Raw genomic sequence first — 23,075 nt, forward strand, 5'->3', positions numbered from 1 at the left:
CCAAATCCTCCCTGACCAGGTCTTGTCTAAGTAGATCTTTGCCTGATTTTTCCGTGATCTTAGGGAGTATCCGGCGCCGGATGCAAAGACATGTTATGCTGCAGAGCGGCGTAACCGACGGCGTGCGGCGCCGTTCCTTGACGTCTACGGAGGTCCTATGACCATCTCCATGGTTCACCCAACGATCGATACCAAGAGCCTGCTGACCGGCGCACAATTCGCCGACGCCTTCAGTATCACGACCGAGACGACGGACCTGACCGCCCGCGACGCCGCCACCCGCATGCTCAGCCATTCTCCGCCCTGGGTGGACGCCTTGATGCGGCTGCGGGATCTGATCGTTGCGCCCTTCGGGCTGAAGACGGCGCAATCCGCGCGTCACGCCAATGTCGACAAGGTCGGCTTTTTCCCTGTGCTCAGCGAGACGCCGCAGCGTCTGATCGCGGGCTTCAATGACAATCATCTCGATTTTCGCGTCGTGGTCGATGTCGCAGCGGACGGTACCGGCCAGCGCGTTACGGCAACGACCGTCGTGCTGATGCATAACTGGCTCGGACGCATCTACCTGACGGTCATCAAGCCGTTTCACCGAATGGTGGTCCGTTCCATGCTGCGGCAGGTCACGCGCTGAATTTGCCGTGGCAGCCGTGGGGAACCTGGGTCATCGCAGCCCGTTAGCCCATATGCCATTTACAGAGATTGATCCGCAGAACGAGGAGCTGAAAGTCACGCTGGCGCACGCGTTTGACGCCGCTTGGCAGCCCTTTGTGACGCATGAAGGCGAGTCCGCGGACACGCCCGAGAACCGCCGCCGCCTTGCCGCGCGGATTGTCGCCGTGGCGCGGTCAGGACAGATCGATGAAAAGGCGCTCAGCGAGGCCGGATTGATTTACCTCCGCGTACTCGCCGAGGCGGCGCGGCTTTCCGCCCGCATTCGTGACGTCGCATCTCCGGATCTGGCGCCCCAAGCTGACGACCAACGAAACCAGTCGTTCGGCCCGGAGACGGTCGCTGCGATGTCCACAGCGCTGGATTGCTGCCTCGATGAATTGCCGCTGCGGATTTCATCGGACGCCGTGCAGTTGCTCTCGAGCAGTATTCTCGATGAAGCATCGCGCGGGGAGCGCGACCCGGAAAAGCTGCAGCTCCACGCCTTGGCATTGCTCAAGTCGCGTCAGTAGGCTCCTTGCTCACCGGATCCGTCTCGGCCCATTCGGCGACGCAACGTTCGAGATCCTTCAAATTCTGTCGCATTTGTTCCAGCGAAAAGCCGATCGCAAAGAAGCGCTCAGCCACATCGCCGGGTAATCCGCGCGTTAGCCCCTCTTGCCGAAGCGCACCGACCTCTCCTGCATAAGCCTGTAGTGCGGTCTGCACCGGCCAGATCGCCGGCGCGCCGGTGCCGCTGCGCAGTGCTACGGCGGTCGAATGCAGAAACGTCGTCATCGCATCGCTGACCCGCGACAGCGGACCCGCCAGCCTGACCTGCAACGCGGATGGCAACGGCACCACCGTGGACCGCCCGATCATGACCAGGTCATGCCGCAGCCGCAGCGTCGTACGCAGCAAGGGACCTGTATCGGGTCCGCGGGACAAATGCGCGGCACGCTCCCGTTCGGCTTCGGCTCCGATCGCATTCAGATTGGTGAGCGCATGGCCGATGCCGTCCTGCAACCGGTGCAGTGCCTCATTGTCGCGCCCGCGCGTCAATGAGGCCAGCAGTTCGGTCAACGCCGTTGCGATCAGATCGAGCGCTTCCGCCGAACTGGCCCGGACTTGGCTATGCGCCCGCGACGGCAGCACCAGGAACGACACCAGAAGACCTGTGACGGCACCGACCGTGACTTCGAGCACACGATCGATGGCGGATTCCAGCGGCGTGTTGTGGTTCATCATCGGCAGCAGCAGCACGATGATGGCCGTCACGGTCGCGACATTGAGGCTCGGATTGATCGCCGCGATGAAGGCCAGTGGCGCCACGGAGAGCACAAGCACCGCGAGCAGCGCACCTTCATTGGAATGCGGGATCAGGATCGCAACCGCGCCGCCATAGATGGCGCCGCCGATCGTGCCGACCAGATAATCACGTGTTGCCTTCAGCGACCGCCCGACACTCATCTGGGTGACAATGATCGCCGTCAGCACAGCCCACAGCGGCAGTTTCAGCCCGACGGTCAGGGCTATGATCAGCGCAGCAAGCGCCGCCGTGGTCACCCGGACGCCGAGGCCGAGTTCGACCTTTCGCGCCCGGAAGAAGGCAACCACCCGTTTCAGGAAGCCGAGAATTCGCTTCGATGCGGACATGTCAGAATTGATCCCTGAAACGGATTTTGACGAACCAGTTTCAGCATGGCTGATCCACGCGTCGCCATGGCCGCTTGAAACGCCGATTTGGTCCGCCTAAGGCTATTTCAACAAGAGTGAGGAAACACAATGGCCAATGAGACCGCAACGCTTGCCGCTTATGTCGCGGACCTGAAATTCGACGACATTCCGCAGGACGTGCTGGAACGCGCCAAGGTCCTCACCCTCGATTATCTCGGCAGCACCATCCGTGCCCGCAGCGAGGCCGAATCTACCCCCTCACTGCTGAAGATGCTGGAGGCCCTGTCGCTGGACGGCAAGGGCGAATCCACCGTGTTCGGCGACAGCAAGACCTGGACACCGGCCGTGGCCGCCCTGCTCAACGGCGCGCTCGGCCACTCGCTCGATTTCGACGATACCCATGCTGATTCCTCGCTGCATCCCAGCGCTCCCGTGGTACCCGCCGCCTTTGCCGTCGGCGAAATGGTCGGCGCATCCGGCAGAGCGGTGCTGACAGCCATCGTCGCCGGCTATGAAGTCTGCTGCCGGCTGGGCAACGCGCTCGATCCGACCTCGCATTATGCCAAGGGCTTCCACCCCACTGCCACCGCCGGCACCTACGGCGCTGCCGCTGCAGCCGGAAAATTGTTCGGGCTATCGAAGGATCAGCTCATCTCGGCCTTCGGCGTGTCGGGCAGCCAGGCGGCGGGTTCGCTGCAATTCCTCGTCAACGGCGCCTGGAACAAGCGCTATCAGGTCGGCGCGGCCGCCATGAACGGCGTGATCGCCGCGACCTTGGCGCGCAACGAATTCATCGGCGCGACCGAATCCGTCGAGGGCAAGCATGGCCTCCTGGTCGGTTACAGTGACAATGCGCATCCGGAGAAGGCCGTGGCCGATCTCGGTTCGGTCTATGAGACCATGAAGATCGGTATCAAGCCCTATCCGAGCTGCCGCTATACGCATGCGGCCATCGACGCATTGGTGGCGATGCGGCGCGAGCACAATCTGACGCCCGAGCAGGTCAAGCGCGTCGAGATTGGATTGCATCGCAACGGCATCACGCTGACCGGCGACGCCGCCACCAAGCGCCATCCGACCTCCATCGTTGGCGGCCAGTTCTCGATGTTCTTCACCGGCGCGCTCGCGCTCGACCAGGGCAGCTTCGGCTGGGACGACTACAAGCGCCTCGGCGACAGCGCGATCAACACGCTGGCCGACCGCTTCGACGTGGTTCAGGACGAACGCCTCGAAGGCAAGCGCCATCCGTTCGGCGCCCGCGTCAGCATCACCACCGAGGATGGCGTGCATGAGCGCATCTATGCCGATCCATCGGGCGAGCCGACATCGTTTCCCGATGCCGCCGCCATGCAGCAGAAGTTCCTGCAGCTCGCGCGCCCCGTGCTGAATAATCGCGCCGAGAAATTTGCGGATGCGATCCTCTCGCTCGAGACTTTCGACCGCGTGGCAACGGCGACGGCGATGGGACGCTAACGGACATCAGGCGCCGTCGATGATGATGAAATCGGCCTCGGCGTATTTTTGCCGGATGGATCTGGCGGTTTCGTATTCCGGGCTACGGTAGCAGGCCGTTGCGGTCGTGCGGTCGGCGAATTCTACCACCACATTGCGATCCCGGGCGACGCCTTCCATGGTTTCGAAGGCGCCGCCGCGCACGATGAACCGTGCACCGAACTTGTCGAACGCCGGCTTGGCCGCGGCGAGATAGTCCGGATAGCGGCTCTCGTCGCGCACTGAGACGCGGACAATCCAGTAGGCTTTTGACATCATGGCTCTCCAGTTTTGATGTGATCGTTGTGGCGCGTCCTGCGTCGCATCGTCATTGCCGTGGCGGATCACGGCATCAATGCCGGCGCGGGTCACGCCGATATCGCGCAATTCGTAATCGCTCATGGAGCGTAGTTGGTCACGTGCCTGTTGCCGCTCGCGCAGGCATCGCCAGCCGTGACGCAGGGCTGCGACGACGGCGATCGCAACCGAACGCAACATCCGGCCACGCTCGACGTGGATACCCCGGATGATGGATCGCTTCAGCGCGGTCCATTGCAGCGGCGTCAGGTAGCGCGGATCGTGCGCGTGCGGTTCGGGTTCATTGTCGATCATGTCCGCCCCTTTCCGCTTATGAGTGACGTTGGCCATGACGGGTTTACCCGGCGCTTTTCATCCCATAAAATGAATAATCAAGATCATTTCGATCTCATGGAGAGATGCATGGATCTGTCCGAGCTGCGCATCTTCCGCGCCGTTGTGCGCGAAGGCGGTGTGACGCGCGCCGCGGAGCGGTTGCACCGCGTGCAGTCCAACGTGACGACGCGGGTGCGTCAGCTTGAGGATGATCTCGGCACGGCGCTGTTCGTGCGCGAAGGCAAGCGCCTGCATCTAACGCCCGCGGGCCAAACGCTGCTCGGCTATGCCGACCGGCTGCTGGCGCTCGCCGACGAGGCCCGCGACGCGGTGCAGGACCCGCGGCCGCGGGGCGTCTTCCGCCTCGGCGCCATGGAGAGCACAGCAGCGGTGCGCTTGCCCGGACCGCTCCATGAATTTCACCGCCGCTATCCCGGCGTGCAGCTCGAAATGCGCATCGGCAATCCGGAGACGCTCGCGAAGGGCATCCTCGCCGGCGATCTCGATGCCGCCTTCGTGGCGGAGCCGATCGCCGCGGCGCCGTTCGACCGCATGCATGCGTTCGACGAGGAGCCGGTGATCGTGTCGTCGCCACGCCATCCGCCGATCGGCCGCAAGGATAGCGCGCCACGCTCGGTACTGGTGTTCGAGAACGGCTGCCCGCATCGCAAGCGGCTGGAAGACTGGTATGCAAAGCGCGGCGAGATGCCCGAGCGCACCATCGAACTCGGCTCCTATCACGCCATGCTCGGCTGCGTAGTCGCGGGTATGGGCATCGCGCTGCTGCCGGAAAGCGTGCTGTCGACATTCCCGGAGGGCAAGCGGCTCACCGTGCATCGCCTGCCACGCGGCGAGAATCACGCCGAGACCGTGCTGATCTGGCGCAAGGGCGCAGCTTCACCGAACGTCCAAGCAATGCAAAAAGTGCTGCTGGACGAACGAACGACCCGCGGCCCAGCAGCTAAGCGCAAGGCATCAAGCGTTAGCGCACCGCACAATGTGAAGTAGATTTACAACCGCATTCGCCCGTGGCTAACGTCACGCCAATAAAAAGCAAACGGGAGGAGACCTTTATGTTGCGCGTTACAGCGATTGCGGCCGGATTCGTCATCGGCGTTGCGGCTCTTACGACAATCCAGCCTGCCATGAGCCAGTCTGATGGCTGGGTCACGCTGGTCGACAGCACCAAGATGGGCGACTGGGACAAGGTCGGCGACGCCAATTGGGAGATGAAGGACGGCGCGCTCGCCGCCGACAAGCTGCTCTCCGGCAAGGATCTCGCTTATCTCGTCAGCAAGACGCCCTACAAGGATTTCCAGATCAAGGCCGAGTTCTGGACCGATGCCGAAGCCAATAGCGGCATCTTCATCCGCTGCGATAACCCGAAGGTGATCGACGGCAAGACCTGCTACGAGGTCAACATCTTCGACAAGCGGCCCGACCCGTCCTACGGCACCGGCGCCATCGTCGACGTGGCCAAGGTCAATCCGATGCCCAAGGCGGCGGACAAGTGGAACACCTATGAGATCACGGCGAAGGGCCCGAAGCTCACGGTGATCCTGAACGGCGAAAAGACCGTCGACGTCGAGGACACCAAGCACGCCGTTGGCCCGATCGCCCTGCAATACGGCTCCGGCGTGGTGAAATTCCGCAAGGTCCAGATCAAGCCGCTGTAAGCACAGCCATTCCTCAGTCCGGACGGAGCGATCCATCCGGGCTGAGCCCCTTTTACCCGCCCCGCCAAATGCTGCTATGATGGCTCCAACCCCACGGAGCCCCTCATGAGCTGGCAACCATCAGAAGATCCGATCCTCGGCGACGCCCAGACCTGTGACGCGCTGGAGCTGGTAATCGTGCCGCGCACCCGCGATCTCGGCGACGGTTTTCTCGTCCGCCGCGCCCTGCCCCACGGCAAGCGCCAGATGGTCGGCCCGTTCATCTTCTTCGATCATTTCGGCCCAATGCAGTTCATCTCCGGCAAGGGCATGGATGTGCGACCGCATCCGCATATCGGTCTCGCCACCGTCACCTATCTGTTCGACGGCGCGATCATGCATCGCGACAGCGAGGGCAATGTCCGCGAGATCCAGCCGGGTGCCATGAATCTGATGACCGCCGGAAAGGGCATCGCCCATTCCGAGCGCACCCCGGATGTGCAACGCCGCGACGGCCAGAAGATGCTTGGTCTGCAGAGCTGGATCGCATTGCCCAAAGGCTCCGAGGAAATCGCGCCGTCGTTCCAGCATTATGCCGCGGACAGCCTGCCCACCATCACCGATACGGGCTTCACCGCACGCGTGATCGCCGGCAAGGCGTTTGGCAAAGCGTCGCCGGTGTCGATGGTGTCGCCATGGTTCTATGCCGAAGTGGCCGTTGACGCCGGCACCAGCGTGCCGCTCGATCCCGACCATGAGGAACGTGCAGTCTATGTGGTTGATGGCGAGATCGAGATCGCCGGCGACCGCCATGAGGGGCCGCAACTGCTGATTTTCCGGCCCGGCGATGCCATCACCATCAAGGCTATCAGCAATACCCGCATGATGTTCCTCGGCGGCGACGCGCTGGAAGGGCCGAGGCACCTGTGGTGGAATTTCGTGTCCTCCAGCAAGGAGCGCATCGAGCAGGCGAAAGAGGACTGGAAGACCGGCCGCTTCGCCCATGTGCCCAACGAACACGAATTCATACCGCTGCCGGAATAGACTCACTCCTTCATCATACCGCCGCCGGCCAGACGCCGGACGACTCTGCTTTCGAAAGACCCTGACATGACCACGATGGCCACCAGCGACCTGCCCCTCCCTAAGATCGGTCGCGGCAAGGTGCGCGATATCTATGCCGTCGGCGACGACCGCGTGCTGCTGCTGACCACCGACCGCATCAGCGCCTTCGACGTTGTCATGAACGAGACCATCCCGATGAAGGGCGCGGTACTGACCCAGATCAGCGCCTGGTGGTTCAACCAGCTTGGCGGCGTGGTCCCGCATCACATGATCTCGGCCGATGCTGACGAGATCATCAGGCAGGTGCCGGCTCTGGCAGGTCACCGCGCCGCCTTGGCCGGTCGCGCCATGCTGTGCCGGCGCACCACCGTGTTTCCGATCGAGTGCGTGATTCGCGGTTACATTTCCGGTTCGGCCTGGAAGGAATATGCCGCGTCAGGCACGCTGGCCGGCGAGAAGCTGGAAGCGGGGCTGCTCGAAAGCCAGAAATTCGCCGAACCGGTGTTCAGCCCGGCGACCAAGGCCGAGACCGGCCATGACGAAAACATCACCATCGCCAGGATGCGCGAGATTATCGGCGAGGAGGATGCCTTCACCCTCGAGAGCATGACGCGCGCCGTCTACACCCAGGGTGAAGAGATCGCCCGCGAGGCCGGCATCATCATCGGCGACACCAAGTTCGAATTCGGCAGGGAAGGCAATGGCCGCATCATCCTGATCGACGAGGTGATGACCCCGGACAGCTCCCGTTTCTGGGCCGCCGATGTCTATAGACCGGGCCAGCCACAGCCGAGCTTCGACAAGCAGCCGCTGCGCGACTATCTCGACATCGAGCGCCGGGCCGGCCGCTGGAACGGTGAAGCCCCGCCGCCGCCGCTGCCCCCTGAGGTGATCGACGCCACCAGCAAGCGCTATTTGGAGGCCTATCGCCGCCTGACCGGCACGGAGCTGGTCATCAACTAACAAACTGACCGTCTTTCCCGCGGACTGTCATAAAAATAGTCTTGTCCGTACATCTCACCGTCGTCTACCAGAGACGGCGGCGGTTGCGCCTGTCGCGCAGCGCTCCTACAGGTTCGCGCGTGACATACTTCCGGCCCGCCTCCAGCATCCTCTTCGCTTTGAAAGTGGCCGCCCATGGCTGACTCCCTTGTCAGTCCGGGCGTGTTGCACACCTGGCGTAATGACGTGTTCGGCGGCCTGATCGCCAGCGTCCTCACCATCAGCTTCGGCCTGTCCTATTCGGTGCTGATCTTCACCGGGCCGCTGGCCTCGCTGCTGCCCTACGGCATCGCCGCGACCTTCATCTCTGCAAGCGTCATCGCCGCCGTGATCGCGCTCGGCAGTTCGTTTCCCTTCGCGGTCGCCGGCCCCGAGAGCTCTACTGCGGCCGTCACCGCCATCCTGGCGGCAGCCCTGGTCGAGCACATCGTCACGGCCGATGCACCGTCTGCCTTGCTCGGCCCGGTACTCATCACCCTGTCCTCGGCCACGATTATCACCGGCATCGTGCTGTGCGGCTTCGGCGTTACCCGCATGGGACGCGCGATCCGCTATGTGCCATATCCGGTCATCGGCGGCTTTCTCGGAGCCACCGCCAGCCTGATTGTCGCCGGCGCCTTTCAGGTGATCACCGGCCACAAGCTGCAATGGGCGAACCTGGCAAAACTCGCCAATCCGATGACGCTCTACGAATTGCTGGCCGCCACAGCCGTGGCACTGACCATCTATGCGACCTGGCATCGGTCCCGTAAGCCACTAGGCCTGCCGATGATTCTTCTCGGGAGCGTCATAGCTGCGCATCTCGTCTTCCGGATCTCAGGCGTATCGGTAATCGAGGCCCAGGCAATCGGCTGGACGTTCGCATCGCCGCCGAAAGCCAGCCTGACCTTGCCCTGGGCGTTCTTCAGCGACGGATACCCATGGCAGGCGCTCCCCGGACTCATCGGCAATTTCATCGCTGTGATCTTCGTGACGGCCGTGAGTACCCTGTTCAATACGACGGGCCTCGAAGTCGCCGCACATCGGGAAGCCGATATCGAACGCGAGCTCAATGCGACCGGGGCGGCCAATATCCTGGCCGGGGTACTGGGAGGCTATGCCGGCTGCATCTCGATCAGTCGTTCGCTCCTGAATCGCAACAGCGGTGCCACGGGGCGGCTTTCGGGCCTCACCGTCGCGGCGGCAGCTGCGCTGATGCTCGTCGTCGACCCCGCGCTGCTGGCCTATATGCCGCGCTTCGTGCTCGGCGGCCTATTGCTGTATCTCGGCTTGGAGCAACTTCATCGCTGGATCGTCGACTCCCGCAAGCGGCTGTCGCTGCTCGACTACCTGTCGCTGTTGGCAATCATCATCATTATTCTCACATGGGGGTTCGTGGCCGGCGTGCTGATCGGCATCGTGATCGGCTGCGCCACCTTTGCGCTCAGCGTATCGCGGGTATCCTCGATCAAATACGGTTTCGATGGCTCCGAATATCGCAGTTCGCTCGATCGATCACTTGAGGATCAGCGTACGCTGGCGGCGCATGGCCGCGAAATCCAAGGCCTTAACCTGCAGAGCTATTTGTTCTTCGGCTCGGCCAACCGGCTCTATCTGCATGTCAAGGCGCTGCTGCGCCGTCATCCCGAGTGCCGCTATCTCGTCTTCGACTTCAAGCTGGTGACGGGCATCGATTCGTCGGCCGCCCACAGCTTCGCCCAGATCAAGCGCATCGCCGAAGGCCACGGCACCACGCTGGTGCTCGCCAATCTTCATCCCTCAGCCAATCGCAATTTGCGCGCCAGCCTGTTCATCGATGACGCCGTCAAGGTCATGGGCGAACTCGATCACGCGCTGGAGTGGTGCGAGAACGAGGTGATCGCGCGGCATCGTGGACTCGCGGAAGAAGAAGCCAACTTGCGCGACTGGTTCACCAAGATCCTGCGCACCGCCGACGATTCCGAAGAACTGATGCGACGCTGCCAGCGCGTCGAGGTCGTTGCCGGCGAGATCATCGTTCAGGCTGGCGACGCTGCCGATTCCATGCACTTCATTCTGGACGGCCGACTCGGCATCATGGTGCCGGCGGGCGATGGCAAGCTGACGCGGGTGCGCAGCCTCGGGCGTTACACGACGGTGGGCGAAATGGGCCTTGTCGCCTATGCACCGCGCAGCGCCACCATCCAGGCAGAGATCGCGAGCGTGCTGTATCTGCTGCGCGCCGACGCCTTCGAGGACATCAAGCAGAACCATCCGGCATTGAGCCAGAAACTGCTGACTTATTTCGTGTCTGTGATGGCGGAGAGGCTGGCTTTTGCGAGCCGGATGATCGCGGTGCTGCGAAGGTAAGAATAGCCGACATAGCGCATCTGAAACGGACGTCGCGATCGTCTACGAGTTAGAGCCGCCGACACCGACGGCCGAATTGGCAGGTTTCGTTGCCTTGCGGCTGGCGCGCCAGTTCTCCCACCTTTGGACAACGACAAAAAAGGTCGGAACGAACAGGACGGCAAGGCAGGTCGAGGCGAGCATGCCCGAGAATACGGTGATGCCGATCGACTTGCGGGCGTTGGCGCCGGCGCCGGTCGCGAGCACCAGCGGCAGCACGCCGAGAATGAAGGCGAAGGACGTCATCAGAATCGGCCTGAATCGCGCACGTGCAGCTGCGACCGCCGACTCCAGTAGTGGCTTGCGATCATGCACATGCAGCTCGATCGCCACCTCGACGATCAGGATCGCGTTCTTCGCTGACAGCGCGATCAAAAGGATAATGCCGATCTGGGTGTAGAGATTGTTCTCGATCCGCAGCGCGGTCAGTACCGCCATCGGGCCAAGCAGCGACAGCGGCACGGCCAGGATCACCGAAATCGGCGCGTACCAGCTTTCATACTGTCCCGCGAGCACCAGATAGACGAGCAGCAGCGCTAGACCGAACACATAATAGAGCTGATTGCCGACGATCTTTTCCTGATACGACATCGCCGTCCATTCGAAGCCCGTTCCCGGAGGCAGAGTCTTCGCTGCGATCTGCTCCATCAATGCCATGGACTGCCCGGAGCTGTAGCCCTGTGCTGGCAGGCCGATCACCGTCGCCGTCGGATAGAGATTGTAGAGACTGATCAGCGACGGCCCCACGGCAGGCGTAATCTTCGCCACGGTGCCAAGCGGGACCATGTTGCCCTGCTGGTTGCGGACCATCAGGTTCTCGATGTCCCGGGCAGTCAGCCGGAATTTGGCATCTGCTTGTGTGTAGACCTGAAAGGTGCGGCCAAACTTGTTGAACTGGTTGACGAAGGACGAGCCCAGATAGGACGACAGGGTTGAGAACACCTGATCCGTCGTGACATGTAGGGTCTGGGTCTTGATGCGGTCGATCTCGATATCGAATTGCGGCACCATCGACCGGAACGGCGAACTGACGCGCTGCAAAGCACTCTGCGTCTCTGCATTAGCTACAATCGCGCCGGTGATCGCTTGCAGCTTGCTGTAATCGGCATTGCCATCGCGCAGTTCGATCTGCATGGCGAAGCCCGCCGCATTGCCGATGCCCTGAATGGGAGGCGGCGGGATCACCAGAATGCGCGCCTCTGGAATCACCGACAGGCTCTCGTTCAATCCAACGAACAGCGAACGAAGATCCTGTCCCGGTCCGCGCTCGCTCCATTCTTTCAGGATCAGATAGGCGACACCGGCATTGGCCAGGCTGGAGCTGCTGTCGAGCGCGGAGATGCCGGCAATGGTAACCACCTGCTCCACCGCTGGCGTCTTCGCAGCCAATTCGCTGACCCGATCGAGCACACGCTGCGTCCGGTCCAGCGCGGCGCCATCGGGCAACTGAACTGCGACCAGCAGATAGCCTTGATCCTCGATCGGGATGAAGCCAGTGGGAATCCGGGACAGGCCGTAACCACCAATACCGATCAGGATTAATGCCAGGACAACCGAGAGATTGCTGTGCGCGACCATACGACCGATCAAGGCGGCATAGCCCCGTTCGAGCCGGTCGTAGACCCTGTTGAACCCACGATAGAAAAAATTGCGCTTCTCCGGAGGCACCGGGCGGCGCAGCCACAATGCGCATTGTGTCGGCTTCAGCGTGGCCGCATTGACGGCGCTGAGCAGCGCCGTGGCCGCGATAACCAGTGCAAATTGCGCATACATGCGCCCCGTCAGCCCGGGCAGGAATGCCGCCGGCAGGAACACCGAAATCAGCACCAGCGTGATGCCGATGATCGGGGCGAACAGCTTGTCCATCGCGCTGATCGCCGCGTCATGGCCGGACATGCCCTGCTCGATATTGTAGGCCGCGCCTTCGACGACCACGATGGCGTCATCGACGACGATGCCGATCGCCAGAACGATGGCGAACAGGGTCGACAGATTGATCGTGAAACCGAGCGCCGCCATGGCCGCAAAGGCGCCGATGATCGTCACCGGCACCGTCGTCGCCGGCACCAGCATCGCGCGCCAGTCTTGCAGGAAGATCAGGATGACCACCAGCACAAGCAGACCGGCCTCGAGGAGCGTCTTGTAGACCTCGTTGATCGATGCCTGGACGAATTCCGTGGTGTCGAAGGGCGTATCGTATTTGATGTCGTCGGGAAATTGCGTGGCCAGCGCGGCCATCTTCTTCTCGACAGCTTTCTCCACCTCGAGCGCATTGGCGCCCGGCGACTGGAACACACCGATGCCAACGGCCGGCTTCTGATTGAGTGAGAAGATCTGACTGTAGGTCTGCGCACCCAATTCGACGCGTCCGACGTCACGGACCCGCGTGACATCGCCATTGTCGCCGGTCTTGACGATGATGTCCTCGAATTCGCTGGGATCATCCAGCCGCCCGTTGATGTTCAGTGTGTACTGGAAGGCCTGCCCCGCGGGCGTCGGCGGCATGCCGATCTGCCCCGCAGAAACCTGCTGGCTCTGCTGCTGGATGGACTGGATGATATCCTGCGGCATCAGCCCGCGCACTTGCAGCTTGCTCGGATCCAGCCATATCCGCATCGAATACTGGCCGGCGCCGAACACCGTCACATTGCCGACCCCCGACAGACGCGACAGCTCGTCCCGGATGTTGATCGTGGCGTAATTGCTCAGAAACAGGCTGTCATAGGTCGATTTGGGCGACGTCAGTGTCACGAACAACAGGATTGCCGTCGATTTCTTCTGAACGGTCACGCCCTGATTCTGCACGGCGGTCGGCAGCGACGACAGCGCGCTCGATACGCGGTTCTGCACCAACACCTGCGCAAAATTCAGATCGGTACCGATCTTGAACGTGACCGTAAGTGAATAGGTGCCATCCGCTGCGCTGTAGGACTGCATATAGAGCATGTCCTCGACGCCATTCACCTGCTGCTCGATCGGCAGCGCCACCGTGTCGACGATGGTCTTGGCGCTGGCGCCGGGATAGCGCGTCGTCACCTGGACGGTCGGCGGCACCACGTCCGGATATTGTGCGACTGCGAGGCCATAGAGCGAGACGCCGCCGATCAGGATCATCAGCAACGCGATGACATTGGACAGGACCGGCCGCTCGATGAAGAACTTCGAAATCATGGCCTGTCCTATTTGGTCGGGGTCGGCGCTTCGATCTTTCTCAGTTGCGGATCGACCTTCTGCCCCGGAATGGCACGCAGCAGGCCTGCAATGACGACGCGATCATCCGGCTTCAGACCGCTTTCAATTACGCGAAGCTCACCTTCCAGCGGGCCGGTGACGACCTTGCGCTGCTCGATGACATTGTCGCCATTCACGACCAGCACATAACGCCCGGCCTGATCGCTGCCGAGCGATACATCCGGCACCAGCAGGGCGTTGTCCTGCTGGTCGATAGGCACGCGCACGCGAACATAAAAACCCGGCAACAGGATGCGATCCGGATTTGGCAGAACACCTCGCACCGGCAGCGTACCCGTCGACTGGTTGATGGTCGGCGAGATGTAGTCGATCTGGCCCTTGTGCGGAAAACCAGTCTCGGTCTGCAGTCCGATCTCGATCGGCAGCTGCCTGAGATCGTTCACCGTCAGCCCGCGTCGCCGGGCTTCATCCCGGATGCGCAGAACGTCCTGTTCGTTGACGTTGAAATTCACATAAATCGGATCGAGCTGCACGATCGTCGCAAGCTGGGTCGGCGACGCCACACCGACCAGTTCGCCAACCGACACCAGATGTGCGCTGACGATGCCGTCAAACGGCGCAATGACATTCGTATAGCCGTAATTGACGGCCGCGATCTTGGTGTTGACTTGCGCCTGCTGCAGATTGGCTTGTGAATTCTCTCGTGTCGCCGTCGACTGCTCGAGCGTTGACTGCGCAACAACCTGGCGGGATACGAGGTCCGACTGGCGTTTGAAATCCGCTTCCGCCTGCTTTGCAGACGCCTGCGCACCGGCTTCCGCAGCCTGCGCCTGTTCCAGCTTCAACTGGTATGTCTCAGGCTCGATCGTGAACAGCGTGGTGCCTTGCTTGACGAAGGAGCCGTCCTGATAGTTGATCGACTGCAGAACGCCCTGAACGCGCGCCACGAGATCGACATTCTTGATCGGTGCTGTATTGCCTGTCGCTTCGAGAAAGCGCGTGATGCCGCGCTGCACAGGAACCGCCACCTCAACTTTCGGCGGCGGTGGCGGCACGAAAGTGTTTTGCTCGCAGGCACTTAAAAAGATGCTCGTCAGCACAACGCCGGCAGCGCGTATAGCGGGGACATGCTGCAGCTGCTCAATGCGATCTTTCGGTCCAGATGAACAGGCGCGCATAAATCGCATTGTCCTGCCTCAATCAAAAGACTCTCAAAAAAACCTTGGCCAAAAACGACAGCCGCCCGCATCAATAGCAACAATCCACTTGTAGTGAAACCGAAACCGTAAAATGATGTCGGACCGAAGTTGTTTTGCGAATGCCTTTCAGAACTCACGCTTCTTGAAGATTTTACGCAGTTGCCCTGACTAACCGGGCGGTAGCAACGAGGATTTCAGCGATGAATTTCATGTTCGGCTTGGCCGCGCGATATCGCGTATCGATGGCTACTATCATTCTAATCGCAATCGCGAGCCCCACCTTTGCGCAAGCGCCGAGCCAGGCGCAGCGTGACGCGATCAAGACGCAGTGTCGCTCGGATTACATCGCGCATTGCTCAAGCGTTCCTCCTGGTGGAGAAGCCTCGCTGCAATGCCTGCAAAAGAACATGGCTAGTCTTTCTGCGGGATGTGCGGGCGCGGTGCGCGCAGTTCAGGCGCCAACTGCGGCACCGAAGGCCACCGCGCCAACGCCTGCTGCAGCGCCCAAGACAGAAGCAACACCACCGGCTACCAAGCCCGCGCCCGCCACTGCCGCACCAAAGGCGGCAGTGAAAAGCACAGCCCCGCCACCTGCTGCGGCAGCCACAACCGCTACGCCTGCCGCCGCCGCTGCTCCTGCAGCCATCGTGCTGCGGCCGATGCGGCCACGCGAAGAATTGCTCGTGATGAGATCAGCATGCGGTGGCGACATCAGATCGCTCTGCGGCGGCATAGCGCCTGGTGGCGGCCGCATCGTGCAATGCCTGGCCAGCAACAGCGCATCACTTTCGCCGGCTTGCACCAGCGTTCTTGCGCCATTCGCTCAACGATGAACACGATGCGCCCGGCAATAGGCGGGATCACTCTCCACGGAAGGCCAAAATCAACTGGATCAACCGGACAGACAGAATGACGTAACAGAGCGACATGATGATCTGAAGCGCCACGTGCCATTCCAACTTTGCGAGCTTGTAGAGGCCATCGAGGAAATTCAGCAGCAACAAAACAATTCCGAACAGCATGACACCGCGACCGACAAGACCGTGGCGCAAATATCCAAACAGGACGATCAGGGACTCATTGCTCGACACATGCGCCCCGGCCGAGATGATCAAAGTGCCGATCACCATCTTTTCGACGTGACTGAATATTTCCTTTGAAGCGGGCTCGATATGTCGACCGTAAAAAGTAAGCCACCTGGTTCTGAAATCCGACATGCTTTCTCCTGTTGAGATCAACACCGGGCGAAATCATCACGTCGCATGTTTCTGGTCGGCAAGGATTTGTATTTACGAGATTGAATAAAAGTTCTGTCGGATCGAGACGCAAGGCGGCGTCGCAAGATTTCTCATTGACCACTCAGCCTTTGCGTCTCCTGCGAACTACTCTTTGCGCGTGAAGCCACTTCTCATTTGATCGTTCTTAATTCCGCCTACTGAAGCCCACGAACCTTTCTTCGTTTGTTTTGCCAACCAACACAGCCGGGAGATCACCATGCGTACTTTCTTAATGATGGTTGCAGCCGTTCTCGCATTCGGCACGACAATGACGTTTGAAGCCACCGACGCCAACGCCGTCGTCTGCGCACGCGGCGTTTACCGTGCCGGCTGCGCCGGCTATCGTGGCGCCGCGGTGGTGCGCCGCCCGGTGGCGGTCGCGTGCCGCACCGTCTGGGTCAATGGCGTGCGCGTCCGTCGCTGCTACTGAGCGACGCTGGCTCGGCCAGCCCAAATGCAAATGCCCGGCACATCTAGCGAAGCTTGCTTCGCGCTGGCCGGGCATGACGCATAATGAATTTTAATTGGGTCGGAGGTGACGCCTCAGATCCCTGACATCATGATGTATTTGATCTCGACATATTCTTCCATGCCGTGATGCGAGCCTTCGCGGCCCAAACCCGACTCCTTCACACCACCGAACGGAGCGACTTCGGTGGTGATGAGGCCGGTATTAACGCCGACCATGCCGGACTCCAGCGCTTCCGCAACACGCCAGACACGGCCGAGATCACGCGAATAGAAGTACGATGCCAGACCGAACGGCGAGGCGTTGCACATGGCGATGACGTCGGCTTCGTCCTTGAAACGGAACACCGGCGCCAGCGGGCCGAAGGTTTCTTCCTGCGAGACCAGCGCATCCGACTTCACATTGGCGAGCACCGTCGGCTCGAAGAACGTACCACCGAGCGCATGGCGCTTGCCGCCGGTGACGATCCTTGCGCCGCCCTTCACGGCATCAGCGATGTGACGCTCGACTTTCTCGATCGCCTTTTCGTTGATCAGCGGGCCTTGGGTGATGCCTTGCTCGGTGCCGTCGCCGACCTTCATGGCCGCAACCTTCTTCGCCAGCTTCTCGACGAACTGATCGTAGATGGCGTCCTGAGCGTAGAGGCGATTGGCGCAGACACAGGTCTGGCCCATGTTGCGATACTTCGACACGATCGCGCCCTCGACGGCGGCGTCGATGTCGGCATCGTCGAACACCACGAAGGGCGCATTGCCGCCGAGTTCAAGGCCGAGCTTCTTCACACCGACCGAAGCCTGCCTGTAGAGGATCTTGCCGACATTGGTGGAGCCGGTGAAGCCGACGAAGCGCACCGCAGGATGTTCGCAGAGCACGAGGCCGATCGCCGATGCGTCGCCGGTGATGATGTTCAGCACACCCTTCGGCACGCCGGCACGCTCGGCGAGTTCGGCCAGCGCGAGCGCCGACAGCGGCGTCTCGTTGGCAGGCTTGATCACCACGGTGCAACCGGCGGCCAGCGCCGGCGACACCTTGCGGGTGATCATCGAGTTCGGGAAATTCCACGGCGTGATGGCGCCGCAAACGCCGATCGGCTGCTTGATCGCCAACAGGCGTGCATCGGCACGCTGGGTCGGGATGGTCTCGCCATAGACGCGGCGGGCTTCCTCAGCGAAGAATTCGATATAGGCGGCGCCGATATCGACCTCGCCCAGCGCTTCGGCCAGCGGCTTGCCCTGCTCGGTGGTCAGGATCAGCGCGAGATCCTCGCGGTTGGCGATGATCAGCTCGAACCACTTGCGAAGGATGTTGGAGCGCTGCTTGGCGGTGAACTTGGCCCAGGCCGGAAACGCCTTTTCGGCGGCCTCGACAGCCTGCGTCGTTTCCTTGGCGCCCATATTGGGCACCTTGGCAATTTCAATCTCATTGACCGGATTGGTCACCGAGGTCTCGCCCGTGCCGACCCAGGCGCCGTCGATGTAGCACTTGTCGCGCAGCAGCGAGGGGTCCTTGAGGCGGTCGCGCAGCGAGGGGGCGGTGGACTGGCGTGCGGCTGAGGTCGGTGACATGGGCGGTTCTCCTGCGGAAAGTGTCGCGAACGTATAGCCGCGGACTTGTAGAGGAGTATAGGCCCGAAAGCGCCCCTTGGCGGCGAATGGCAGCTATCGCCCGCAGGGGGTATTTAACGCCCGAATTCAACAGTCGCAGAGCGTCGCAAGCCCGATCAGGCCGCGCCGCGCATATAGGTCTCGCGCCGATCGATCATTCGCTCGAAAGCGATGCGGGCGTTCGCACGGGTGGTCGTGGAGAAGGTGCGGTATTCCAGCTCCGGCAGCATCGCTGCGTCGCTGCGACCGAACCAGGAAATAAACGATTTGGGCGGGGCCGAAATCTTCGCCAGCGCCTGCGCCAGATTTTCAGCCGCATCGAAAGCGAACAGGGCGCCGGTCTGCGCCACGCGAACTTCGAAAATTCCTGGACCGATCGGGGCCTCGATGCTCTCGCCACGGGAAGCGCGGGGATAATGTTTCCAGTCGGTCCAGTTCGCGATCATCGTCGGTCTCCGCAGCTGACACGCTGCACGTGTTACTCATGGTCTTACGGATTAGTGTCGGAAGGCGCTTTGACGTTCACGTCATTTTTTGAACACAGCTGCACCAATTTCGTTCCAAGGCGCGATCGAACTCGCTCCCATGCCCGATATGGTTCCCCTCAGATGCTAAAACCAGCGCAAATGTAATCACATCCGCGAGACCGACGACCTCGCGCCCAAGTTGAATGTCCACGCCGGAAATCGGTAAGATCAAAGAAAATCGGAGAGGAAACGGATGTCAGTTCAAGTCGAGATTGACCGGATTCTGCAGCAAGCCAGCGAAACAGGTGCGATTCCCGGTGCCGTGGCGATGGCTGCGACGCGGAACGAGATCATTTACCAAGGGGCGTTCGGCAAGCGCGACGCATCCAAGGATACCACCATCACACCGGACAGCGTGTTCTGGATCGCCTCCATGACTAAGGCGATCACGGCAGCTGCAGCGATGCAGCTGGTGGAGCGGGACAAATTGACGCTGGATGCACCGCTGGCGACCGTGCTTCAGGACCTCGCGGAGACGCAGGTGCTGGATGGCTTCGACAGCGAAGGCGCTCCGAAACTACGTCCGCCGCGCCAACCGATCACCTTGCGGCATCTGCTGACCCACACCGCCGGTTTCTGCTACGACATGTGGAACGGCGACATGGTGCGCTATCTCGAGACAACCGGCATTCCGCCGTTTCGCTCCGGACTGAACGCGGCCATGAAGGTGCCGATCATGCGCGATCCCGGGACCCGCTGGGAATACGGCACCAATATCGACTTCGTGGGCAAGGTCGTCGAGGCCGTCAGCGGCGAAGGCCTTGACGCCTATTTCCAGAACCATTTGCTGGCGCCGCTTGGGATGACCGACACCGCCTTCGTGATTGGCGGCGACCAGCGCAAGCGCCTTGTTGCCATGCACAGCCGCGGCGCCGACGGTGCATTGACCCCGATCCCGTTCGAGATCAAACAGGATCCGGAATTCTTCGCCGGTGGCGGGGGGCTCTATGGCACCGCCCCCGACTACATCAAGTTTACGCAAATGATGCTGAATAACGGGACCGGCAACGGCAATCGGATATTAAAGCCAGAGACCGTCGCGCTGATGAGCCAAAACCACATCGGCGAACTCAACATGACGCCGATGGCTTCAGCAGTGCCGACCGCCAGTAACAATGTCGACTTCCTTCCGGGCATCGACAAGAAATACGGGCTCAGCTTCATGATCAATACGGCGCAGTCAGCCGAAGGCCGCAGCGCCGGCAGCCTTGCCTGGGCCGGCCTCGCCAACACCTATTACTGGATCGATCCGGTGCGCGACGTCACCGGCGTCATCATGATGCAGGTGCTACCATTTGCGGATTCGACTTGTTTGAAGGTATTTTCGGATTTCGAACGCGCCGTTTATGCGGGGCTGGGTGCGAAGAAGGCGGCGTGAGAGCCGCGATGCGCTAATCTCTCACCACGTCATGGCCGGGCTTGACCCGGCCATCCACGACTTTCCTCTCTTGCCAAGACGTGGATGCCCGGCACACCTAGCGAAGCTCGCTTCGCGCTGGCCAGGCATTACGACAGAGAAGAAAACCCAAGAAATGCAGTCTTAAACCGGCAACCCGTTCTTGCCCGCCAGGTCCTTCAGCGAAACCTGGGGACGCGCGCCGATATGCTGGATGACCTCAGCGGCGGCCATCGCGCCGAGCTTGCCGGCATTCTCATACCCGGCGTTGCGCACCAGGCCGAACAGGAAGCCCGCCGCGAACAGATCGCCTGCACCGGTGGTATCGACGAGCTTCTCGATCTTGTGTGCAGGCACTGCAACGACGCCATCGCTCGATGTCACGACACAGCCCTTCTCGCTGCGGGTGACGACGCCGAGCTTGGTGTCCTGGCCGAGCTGCTTGAGCGCCGCATCGAAATCCGTGGTTTCGTAAAGCGAGGTCAGTTCGGCCTCGTTCGCGAAGATGAGATCGACGGTGCCGGACCGCATCAGGTCGAGAAACTCGGCACGATAACGACGAACGCAGAACGCGTCCGACAGCGTCAATGCGACCTGACGCTTGGCGTCATGGGCGATCTTCGAGGCCTTCACGAAGGCTTCCTTGGCGCTGGCGGGATCCCACAAATAACCTTCGAGATAGACGATCGACGAGGCCGCGACCGCAGCGGCGTCAATATCGTCGGGCGTCAGATCCTGCGCAGCACCGAGATAGGTGTTCATGGTGCGCTCGCCATCGGGCGTCACCAGGATGTAGGAACAGCCGGTGGCCGGACCGCCGGTGGCGGGTTTGGTGTCGAACGCAACGCCGGCCGCACGGATGTCGTGGGTATAGAGCGTGCCGATCTGGTCATCCTTGACCTTGCCGACATAGGCCGCGCGGGCGCCGAGGCTGGCGAGGCCGACGATGGTATTGGCGGCCGAACCGCCGGACATTTCGGTGGCAGGGCCCATCGCCTTGTAGATCGCAGCGGCGCGGGCTTCGTCGATCAGCGCCATACCGCCCTTGGTCATCTCATGCGCGGCGAGAAACTTGTCGTCGGCCTGCACCAGCACATCGAAAATCGCGTTGCCGATTCCGAGCACGTCATATTTTGCTGAGGTCATTAAGAATATCCCGTTGCGGCAATTGCGATGAGGCTGAAAATCCGTTTCAACTCGTCTCGCGGTCGCCCAAGTTGAGCCGTCGGTAAAGGCCGGTTTGATGGCTGCAGCGACTATCACGTTCTGCCCCGCGCCAGCAAGGACAGCCCCTTACGATGGTTCTATGATCCGTTCCATCCTGACCGTTTCCACGGGCACTTTGGCGTCGCGGTTGCTGGGCTTTGCCCGCGACGCAATGGTGGCTGCGCTGCTCGGTGCAGGCCCGATCGCGGATGCTTTTCTGGTCGCGTTTCAGCTGGTCAACGTGATCCGGCGGTTGCTCACCGAGGGCGCGCTGAATGCGGCGCTGATTCCGGCCTGGCTGCGCATCCAGACGACGCAGGGCACCGTCGCAGCCGCAGCTTTTGCAGGTCGTGTGCTCGGCACCATCAGCGTTGCGCTGATCGTCGCGACGATCCTGATCGGTTTTGCGATGCCGCTCGTGATCGCAATGCTTGCCCCGGGTTTCGTCGGCCAGCCGACGTTGCAACTCGCCGTCGACAATGCGCGATTGATGCTGCCCTATCTGGCCTTTGCCGGCCCCGTCACTGTCATGATGGGACTGCTGAACGCGCAACAACGCTTTGCATTGACCGCATTTTCGCCGCTGCTGTTCAACATCGCCCTGATCGCCGTCATGGCCCTACTGCTAGTGTGGCGGCAAGAGCCAGACACTGCCGCTATGGCCATGGCGGCCACTGTGGGCATTGCCGGGCTGCTGCAATTGCTGATGCTGATCTTGCGGAAATCTGGCGGAAATCTGGCGGCGCCTTTGCGGCTGTCGCTCGATGGCGAGATGCGCGGCTTCTTCCGCAAGGCGTTGCCTGGCATGGTCGCCAATTCCGGGCCGCAGCTTCTCGTCGTCACCGGCGCAATCATCGCATCGACGACTCCGGCTGCCGTGTCGTGGCTGTATTTCGCGAACCGCCTGATTGAACTGCCGCTCGGCATCGTCGGCACGGCCATGGGCACGGTGCTGGTCCCCGCATTGACGCGCGCCGTGCGATCAGACGATCAAGCCGCCATCGCGCAGGCGGAATCGCGCGGGTTTGAACTCGCGATCGGTCTCGCATTGCCTGCTACGCTCGGACTGATGATATTGAGCCATCTCATCGTGCAGTGTCTGTTTCAACACGGCGCGTTCGGCGCGAGCGACACGGTCTCGACTGCAAGCGCGCTGATATGGCTGGCCTTGGGCCTGCCCGCTCAGGTGCTCGTGAAAGCTCTGTCGCCCACCTTCTTCGCACACGAGGACACGACGACGCCGCTGCTGGCGACGCTCGTCGGTTTGGTAATCGCAATCATCTTCGCACTGGTTTTGAATAGGCCATTCGGTACGAGCGGCATCGCGGCGGCGATCGCTCTGGCGGCGTGGGGCAGCGCGATCTTTTTGATCGTCCGGAGCGCAGCAGCTTTCGGCTTCTCGCCCGACCATGATGCAAGACGCCGACTGCCGATCATTGTCCTGTCCTCGCTGGCCATGGGCGGCCTGCTATGGCTCGCCGCGCATCTTGTCTTGCCCTGGACGGCACAGGCCCACGGCCTGGTACGAGCGAGCTTGCTCGGCCTCCTGATCGTTGGCGGGCTGGTAATCTACGCAGCACTGCTCACCCTCTCCGGCGCCGTGCGCTGGGCCGAAGTCCGCGGCGCCCTGAAGCGATCACCGGCGGCCGGCTAGGGCAGATTGGCAA

At 61.6% G+C, this 23,075-nt stretch carries 20 protein-coding genes and 1 pseudogene; 11 read left to right on the forward strand and 10 right to left on the reverse strand.

Features of this window, described 5'->3' with window-relative positions:
- Positions 1 to 157 precede the first annotated feature (157 nt).
- Positions 158 to 631: a DUF2867 domain-containing protein gene (locus tag AB7783_RS22265; RefSeq protein WP_089263368.1), complete on the forward strand. Its 474-nt coding sequence runs from the start codon at positions 158 to 160 to the stop codon at positions 629 to 631.
- A gap of 7 nt (positions 632 to 638) precedes the next feature.
- Positions 639 to 1,181, forward strand: coding sequence for a hypothetical protein (locus AB7783_RS22270; RefSeq protein WP_441278825.1), 543 nt, complete (start codon positions 639 to 641; stop codon positions 1,179 to 1,181).
- On the opposite strand, the gene AB7783_RS22275 is transcribed toward AB7783_RS22270, so the two are convergent.
- Positions 1,165 to 2,304 carry an FUSC family protein gene (locus tag AB7783_RS22275; protein ID WP_089263364.1) on the reverse strand — a complete coding sequence of 380 codons (1,140 nt, stop codon included), beginning with the start codon at positions 2,302 to 2,304 and terminating at the stop codon, positions 1,165 to 1,167. The two genes, AB7783_RS22270 and AB7783_RS22275, sit on opposite strands and share 17 nt — an antisense overlap.
- A gap of 129 nt (positions 2,305 to 2,433) precedes the next feature.
- Between AB7783_RS22275 and AB7783_RS22280 the strand changes: the two genes are divergently transcribed.
- Entirely contained in the window at positions 2,434 to 3,798 is a 1,365-nt protein-coding gene (locus AB7783_RS22280) for an MmgE/PrpD family protein (protein WP_439074221.1), read from the forward strand.
- 6 nt (positions 3,799 to 3,804) lie between these two features.
- Here the strand turns inward: AB7783_RS22280 and AB7783_RS22285 are convergent, their stop codons facing one another.
- Together AB7783_RS22285 and AB7783_RS22290 are read right to left on the reverse strand one after the other, a co-directional pair.
- Entirely contained in the window at positions 3,805 to 4,092 is a 288-nt protein-coding gene (locus AB7783_RS22285; RefSeq protein WP_244628685.1) for a DUF1330 domain-containing protein, read from the reverse strand.
- Between the two features lie 96 nt (positions 4,093 to 4,188).
- Positions 4,189 to 4,464 (reverse strand): annotated as a pseudogene (locus tag AB7783_RS22290) (DUF1127 domain-containing protein); the annotation flags it as partial.
- 72 nt (positions 4,465 to 4,536) lie between these two features.
- Between AB7783_RS22290 and AB7783_RS22295 the strand changes: the two are divergent.
- From AB7783_RS22295 to AB7783_RS22315, 5 genes are all read left to right on the forward strand, one after another.
- A complete protein-coding gene (locus AB7783_RS22295; RefSeq protein WP_441278826.1) occupies positions 4,537 to 5,457 on the forward strand; it encodes a LysR substrate-binding domain-containing protein in 921 nt (306 codons plus the stop codon).
- Between the two features lie 65 nt (positions 5,458 to 5,522).
- Positions 5,523 to 6,125: a 3-keto-disaccharide hydrolase gene (locus AB7783_RS22300; protein ID WP_441278827.1), complete on the forward strand. Its 603-nt coding sequence runs from the start codon at positions 5,523 to 5,525 to the stop codon at positions 6,123 to 6,125.
- A 105-nt stretch (positions 6,126 to 6,230) separates the two neighbouring features.
- On the forward strand, positions 6,231 to 7,148 hold the full coding sequence (locus tag AB7783_RS22305; protein ID WP_441278828.1) for a pirin family protein: 918 nt from the start codon (positions 6,231 to 6,233) through the stop codon (positions 7,146 to 7,148).
- Between the two features lie 66 nt (positions 7,149 to 7,214).
- Positions 7,215 to 8,132 (forward strand): phosphoribosylaminoimidazolesuccinocarboxamide synthase, encoded by a 918-nt coding sequence (locus AB7783_RS22310; RefSeq protein WP_441278829.1) that lies wholly within the window; start codon positions 7,215 to 7,217, stop codon positions 8,130 to 8,132.
- A gap of 174 nt (positions 8,133 to 8,306) precedes the next feature.
- A complete protein-coding gene (locus tag AB7783_RS22315; protein WP_441278830.1) occupies positions 8,307 to 10,499 on the forward strand; it encodes an SLC26A/SulP transporter family protein in 2,193 nt (730 codons plus the stop codon).
- A gap of 42 nt (positions 10,500 to 10,541) precedes the next feature.
- On the opposite strand, the gene AB7783_RS22320 is transcribed toward AB7783_RS22315, so the two are convergent.
- The 4 genes from AB7783_RS22320 to AB7783_RS22335 all read right to left on the reverse strand — a co-directional run bounded on the left by AB7783_RS22320 (position 10,542) and on the right by AB7783_RS22335 (position 16,146).
- Complete coding sequence (locus AB7783_RS22320; protein WP_441278831.1) at positions 10,542 to 13,709, reverse strand: efflux RND transporter permease subunit; 3,168 nt, start codon at positions 13,707 to 13,709, stop codon at positions 10,542 to 10,544.
- A gap of 8 nt (positions 13,710 to 13,717) precedes the next feature.
- Positions 13,718 to 14,908 (reverse strand): efflux RND transporter periplasmic adaptor subunit, encoded by a 1,191-nt coding sequence (locus AB7783_RS22325; RefSeq protein ID WP_441278832.1) that lies wholly within the window; start codon positions 14,906 to 14,908, stop codon positions 13,718 to 13,720.
- 472 nt (positions 14,909 to 15,380) lie between these two features.
- The gene (locus tag AB7783_RS22330; RefSeq protein WP_139285799.1) at positions 15,381 to 15,731 is read right to left on the reverse strand and encodes a hypothetical protein; all 351 of its coding nucleotides are present in this window, start codon (positions 15,729 to 15,731) and stop codon (positions 15,381 to 15,383) included.
- Between the two features lie 58 nt (positions 15,732 to 15,789).
- On the reverse strand, positions 15,790 to 16,146 hold the full coding sequence (locus AB7783_RS22335) for a hypothetical protein (RefSeq protein ID WP_441278833.1): 357 nt from the start codon (positions 16,144 to 16,146) through the stop codon (positions 15,790 to 15,792).
- Between the two features lie 277 nt (positions 16,147 to 16,423).
- Between AB7783_RS22335 and AB7783_RS22340 the strand changes: the two genes are divergently transcribed.
- Positions 16,424 to 16,636, forward strand: coding sequence for a hypothetical protein (locus AB7783_RS22340; RefSeq protein WP_089263345.1), 213 nt, complete (start codon positions 16,424 to 16,426; stop codon positions 16,634 to 16,636).
- Positions 16,637 to 16,749: 113 nt separating this feature from the next.
- On the opposite strand, the gene AB7783_RS22345 is transcribed toward AB7783_RS22340, so the two are convergent.
- Both AB7783_RS22345 and AB7783_RS22350 read right to left on the reverse strand, forming a co-directional pair.
- The gene (locus AB7783_RS22345; RefSeq protein ID WP_089263343.1) at positions 16,750 to 18,240 is read right to left on the reverse strand and encodes an NAD-dependent succinate-semialdehyde dehydrogenase; all 1,491 of its coding nucleotides are present in this window, start codon (positions 18,238 to 18,240) and stop codon (positions 16,750 to 16,752) included.
- A gap of 155 nt (positions 18,241 to 18,395) precedes the next feature.
- On the reverse strand, positions 18,396 to 18,725 hold the full coding sequence (locus AB7783_RS22350) for a hypothetical protein (protein WP_093757725.1): 330 nt from the start codon (positions 18,723 to 18,725) through the stop codon (positions 18,396 to 18,398).
- Positions 18,726 to 18,999: 274 nt separating this feature from the next.
- Between AB7783_RS22350 and AB7783_RS22355 the strand changes: the two genes are divergently transcribed.
- Complete coding sequence (locus AB7783_RS22355) at positions 19,000 to 20,184, forward strand: serine hydrolase domain-containing protein (RefSeq protein ID WP_441278834.1); 1,185 nt, start codon at positions 19,000 to 19,002, stop codon at positions 20,182 to 20,184.
- Between the two features lie 162 nt (positions 20,185 to 20,346).
- Here the strand turns inward: AB7783_RS22355 and AB7783_RS22360 are convergent, their stop codons facing one another.
- The gene (locus AB7783_RS22360; protein ID WP_441278835.1) at positions 20,347 to 21,348 is read right to left on the reverse strand and encodes an adenosine kinase; all 1,002 of its coding nucleotides are present in this window, start codon (positions 21,346 to 21,348) and stop codon (positions 20,347 to 20,349) included.
- A 160-nt stretch (positions 21,349 to 21,508) separates the two neighbouring features.
- On the opposite strand from AB7783_RS22360, the gene murJ reads away from it, so the two are divergent.
- A complete protein-coding gene (gene murJ, locus AB7783_RS22365; RefSeq protein ID WP_441278836.1) occupies positions 21,509 to 23,062 on the forward strand; it encodes a murein biosynthesis integral membrane protein MurJ in 1,554 nt (517 codons plus the stop codon).
- The last annotated feature ends 13 nt before the right edge of the window (positions 23,063 to 23,075 follow it).

Source organism: Tardiphaga sp. 172_B4_N1_3 (assembly GCF_052076035.1).
GTDB classification, from domain to species: domain Bacteria; phylum Pseudomonadota; class Alphaproteobacteria; order Rhizobiales; family Xanthobacteraceae; genus Tardiphaga; species Tardiphaga robiniae.

Coding starts and splice junctions, on each gene's coding strand:
- AB7783_RS22265 (WP_089263368.1), top strand. CDS start 158: ATGACCATCTCCATGGTTCACCCAACGATCGATACCAAGAGCCTGCTG.
- AB7783_RS22275 (WP_089263364.1), bottom strand. CDS start 2,304: ATGTCCGCATCGAAGCGAATTCTCGGCTTCCTGAAACGGGTGGTTGCC.
- AB7783_RS22280 (WP_439074221.1), top strand. CDS start 2,434: ATGGCCAATGAGACCGCAACGCTTGCCGCTTATGTCGCGGACCTGAAA.
- AB7783_RS22285 (WP_244628685.1), bottom strand. CDS start 4,092: ATGTCAAAAGCCTACTGGATTGTCCGCGTCTCAGTGCGCGACGAGAGC.
- AB7783_RS22295 (WP_441278826.1), top strand. CDS start 4,537: ATGGATCTGTCCGAGCTGCGCATCTTCCGCGCCGTTGTGCGCGAAGGC.
- AB7783_RS22300 (WP_441278827.1), top strand. CDS start 5,523: ATGTTGCGCGTTACAGCGATTGCGGCCGGATTCGTCATCGGCGTTGCG.
- AB7783_RS22305 (WP_441278828.1), top strand. CDS start 6,231: ATGAGCTGGCAACCATCAGAAGATCCGATCCTCGGCGACGCCCAGACC.
- AB7783_RS22310 (WP_441278829.1), top strand. CDS start 7,215: ATGACCACGATGGCCACCAGCGACCTGCCCCTCCCTAAGATCGGTCGC.
- AB7783_RS22315 (WP_441278830.1), top strand. CDS start 8,307: ATGGCTGACTCCCTTGTCAGTCCGGGCGTGTTGCACACCTGGCGTAAT.
- AB7783_RS22320 (WP_441278831.1), bottom strand. CDS start 13,709: ATGATTTCGAAGTTCTTCATCGAGCGGCCGGTCCTGTCCAATGTCATC.
- AB7783_RS22325 (WP_441278832.1), bottom strand. CDS start 14,908: ATGCGCGCCTGTTCATCTGGACCGAAAGATCGCATTGAGCAGCTGCAG.
- AB7783_RS22335 (WP_441278833.1), bottom strand. CDS start 16,146: ATGTCGGATTTCAGAACCAGGTGGCTTACTTTTTACGGTCGACATATC.
- AB7783_RS22340 (WP_089263345.1), top strand. CDS start 16,424: ATGCGTACTTTCTTAATGATGGTTGCAGCCGTTCTCGCATTCGGCACG.
- AB7783_RS22345 (WP_089263343.1), bottom strand. CDS start 18,240: ATGTCACCGACCTCAGCCGCACGCCAGTCCACCGCCCCCTCGCTGCGC.
- AB7783_RS22350 (WP_093757725.1), bottom strand. CDS start 18,725: ATGATCGCGAACTGGACCGACTGGAAACATTATCCCCGCGCTTCCCGT.
- AB7783_RS22355 (WP_441278834.1), top strand. CDS start 19,000: ATGTCAGTTCAAGTCGAGATTGACCGGATTCTGCAGCAAGCCAGCGAA.
- AB7783_RS22360 (WP_441278835.1), bottom strand. CDS start 21,348: ATGACCTCAGCAAAATATGACGTGCTCGGAATCGGCAACGCGATTTTC.
- murJ (WP_441278836.1), top strand. CDS start 21,509: ATGATCCGTTCCATCCTGACCGTTTCCACGGGCACTTTGGCGTCGCGG.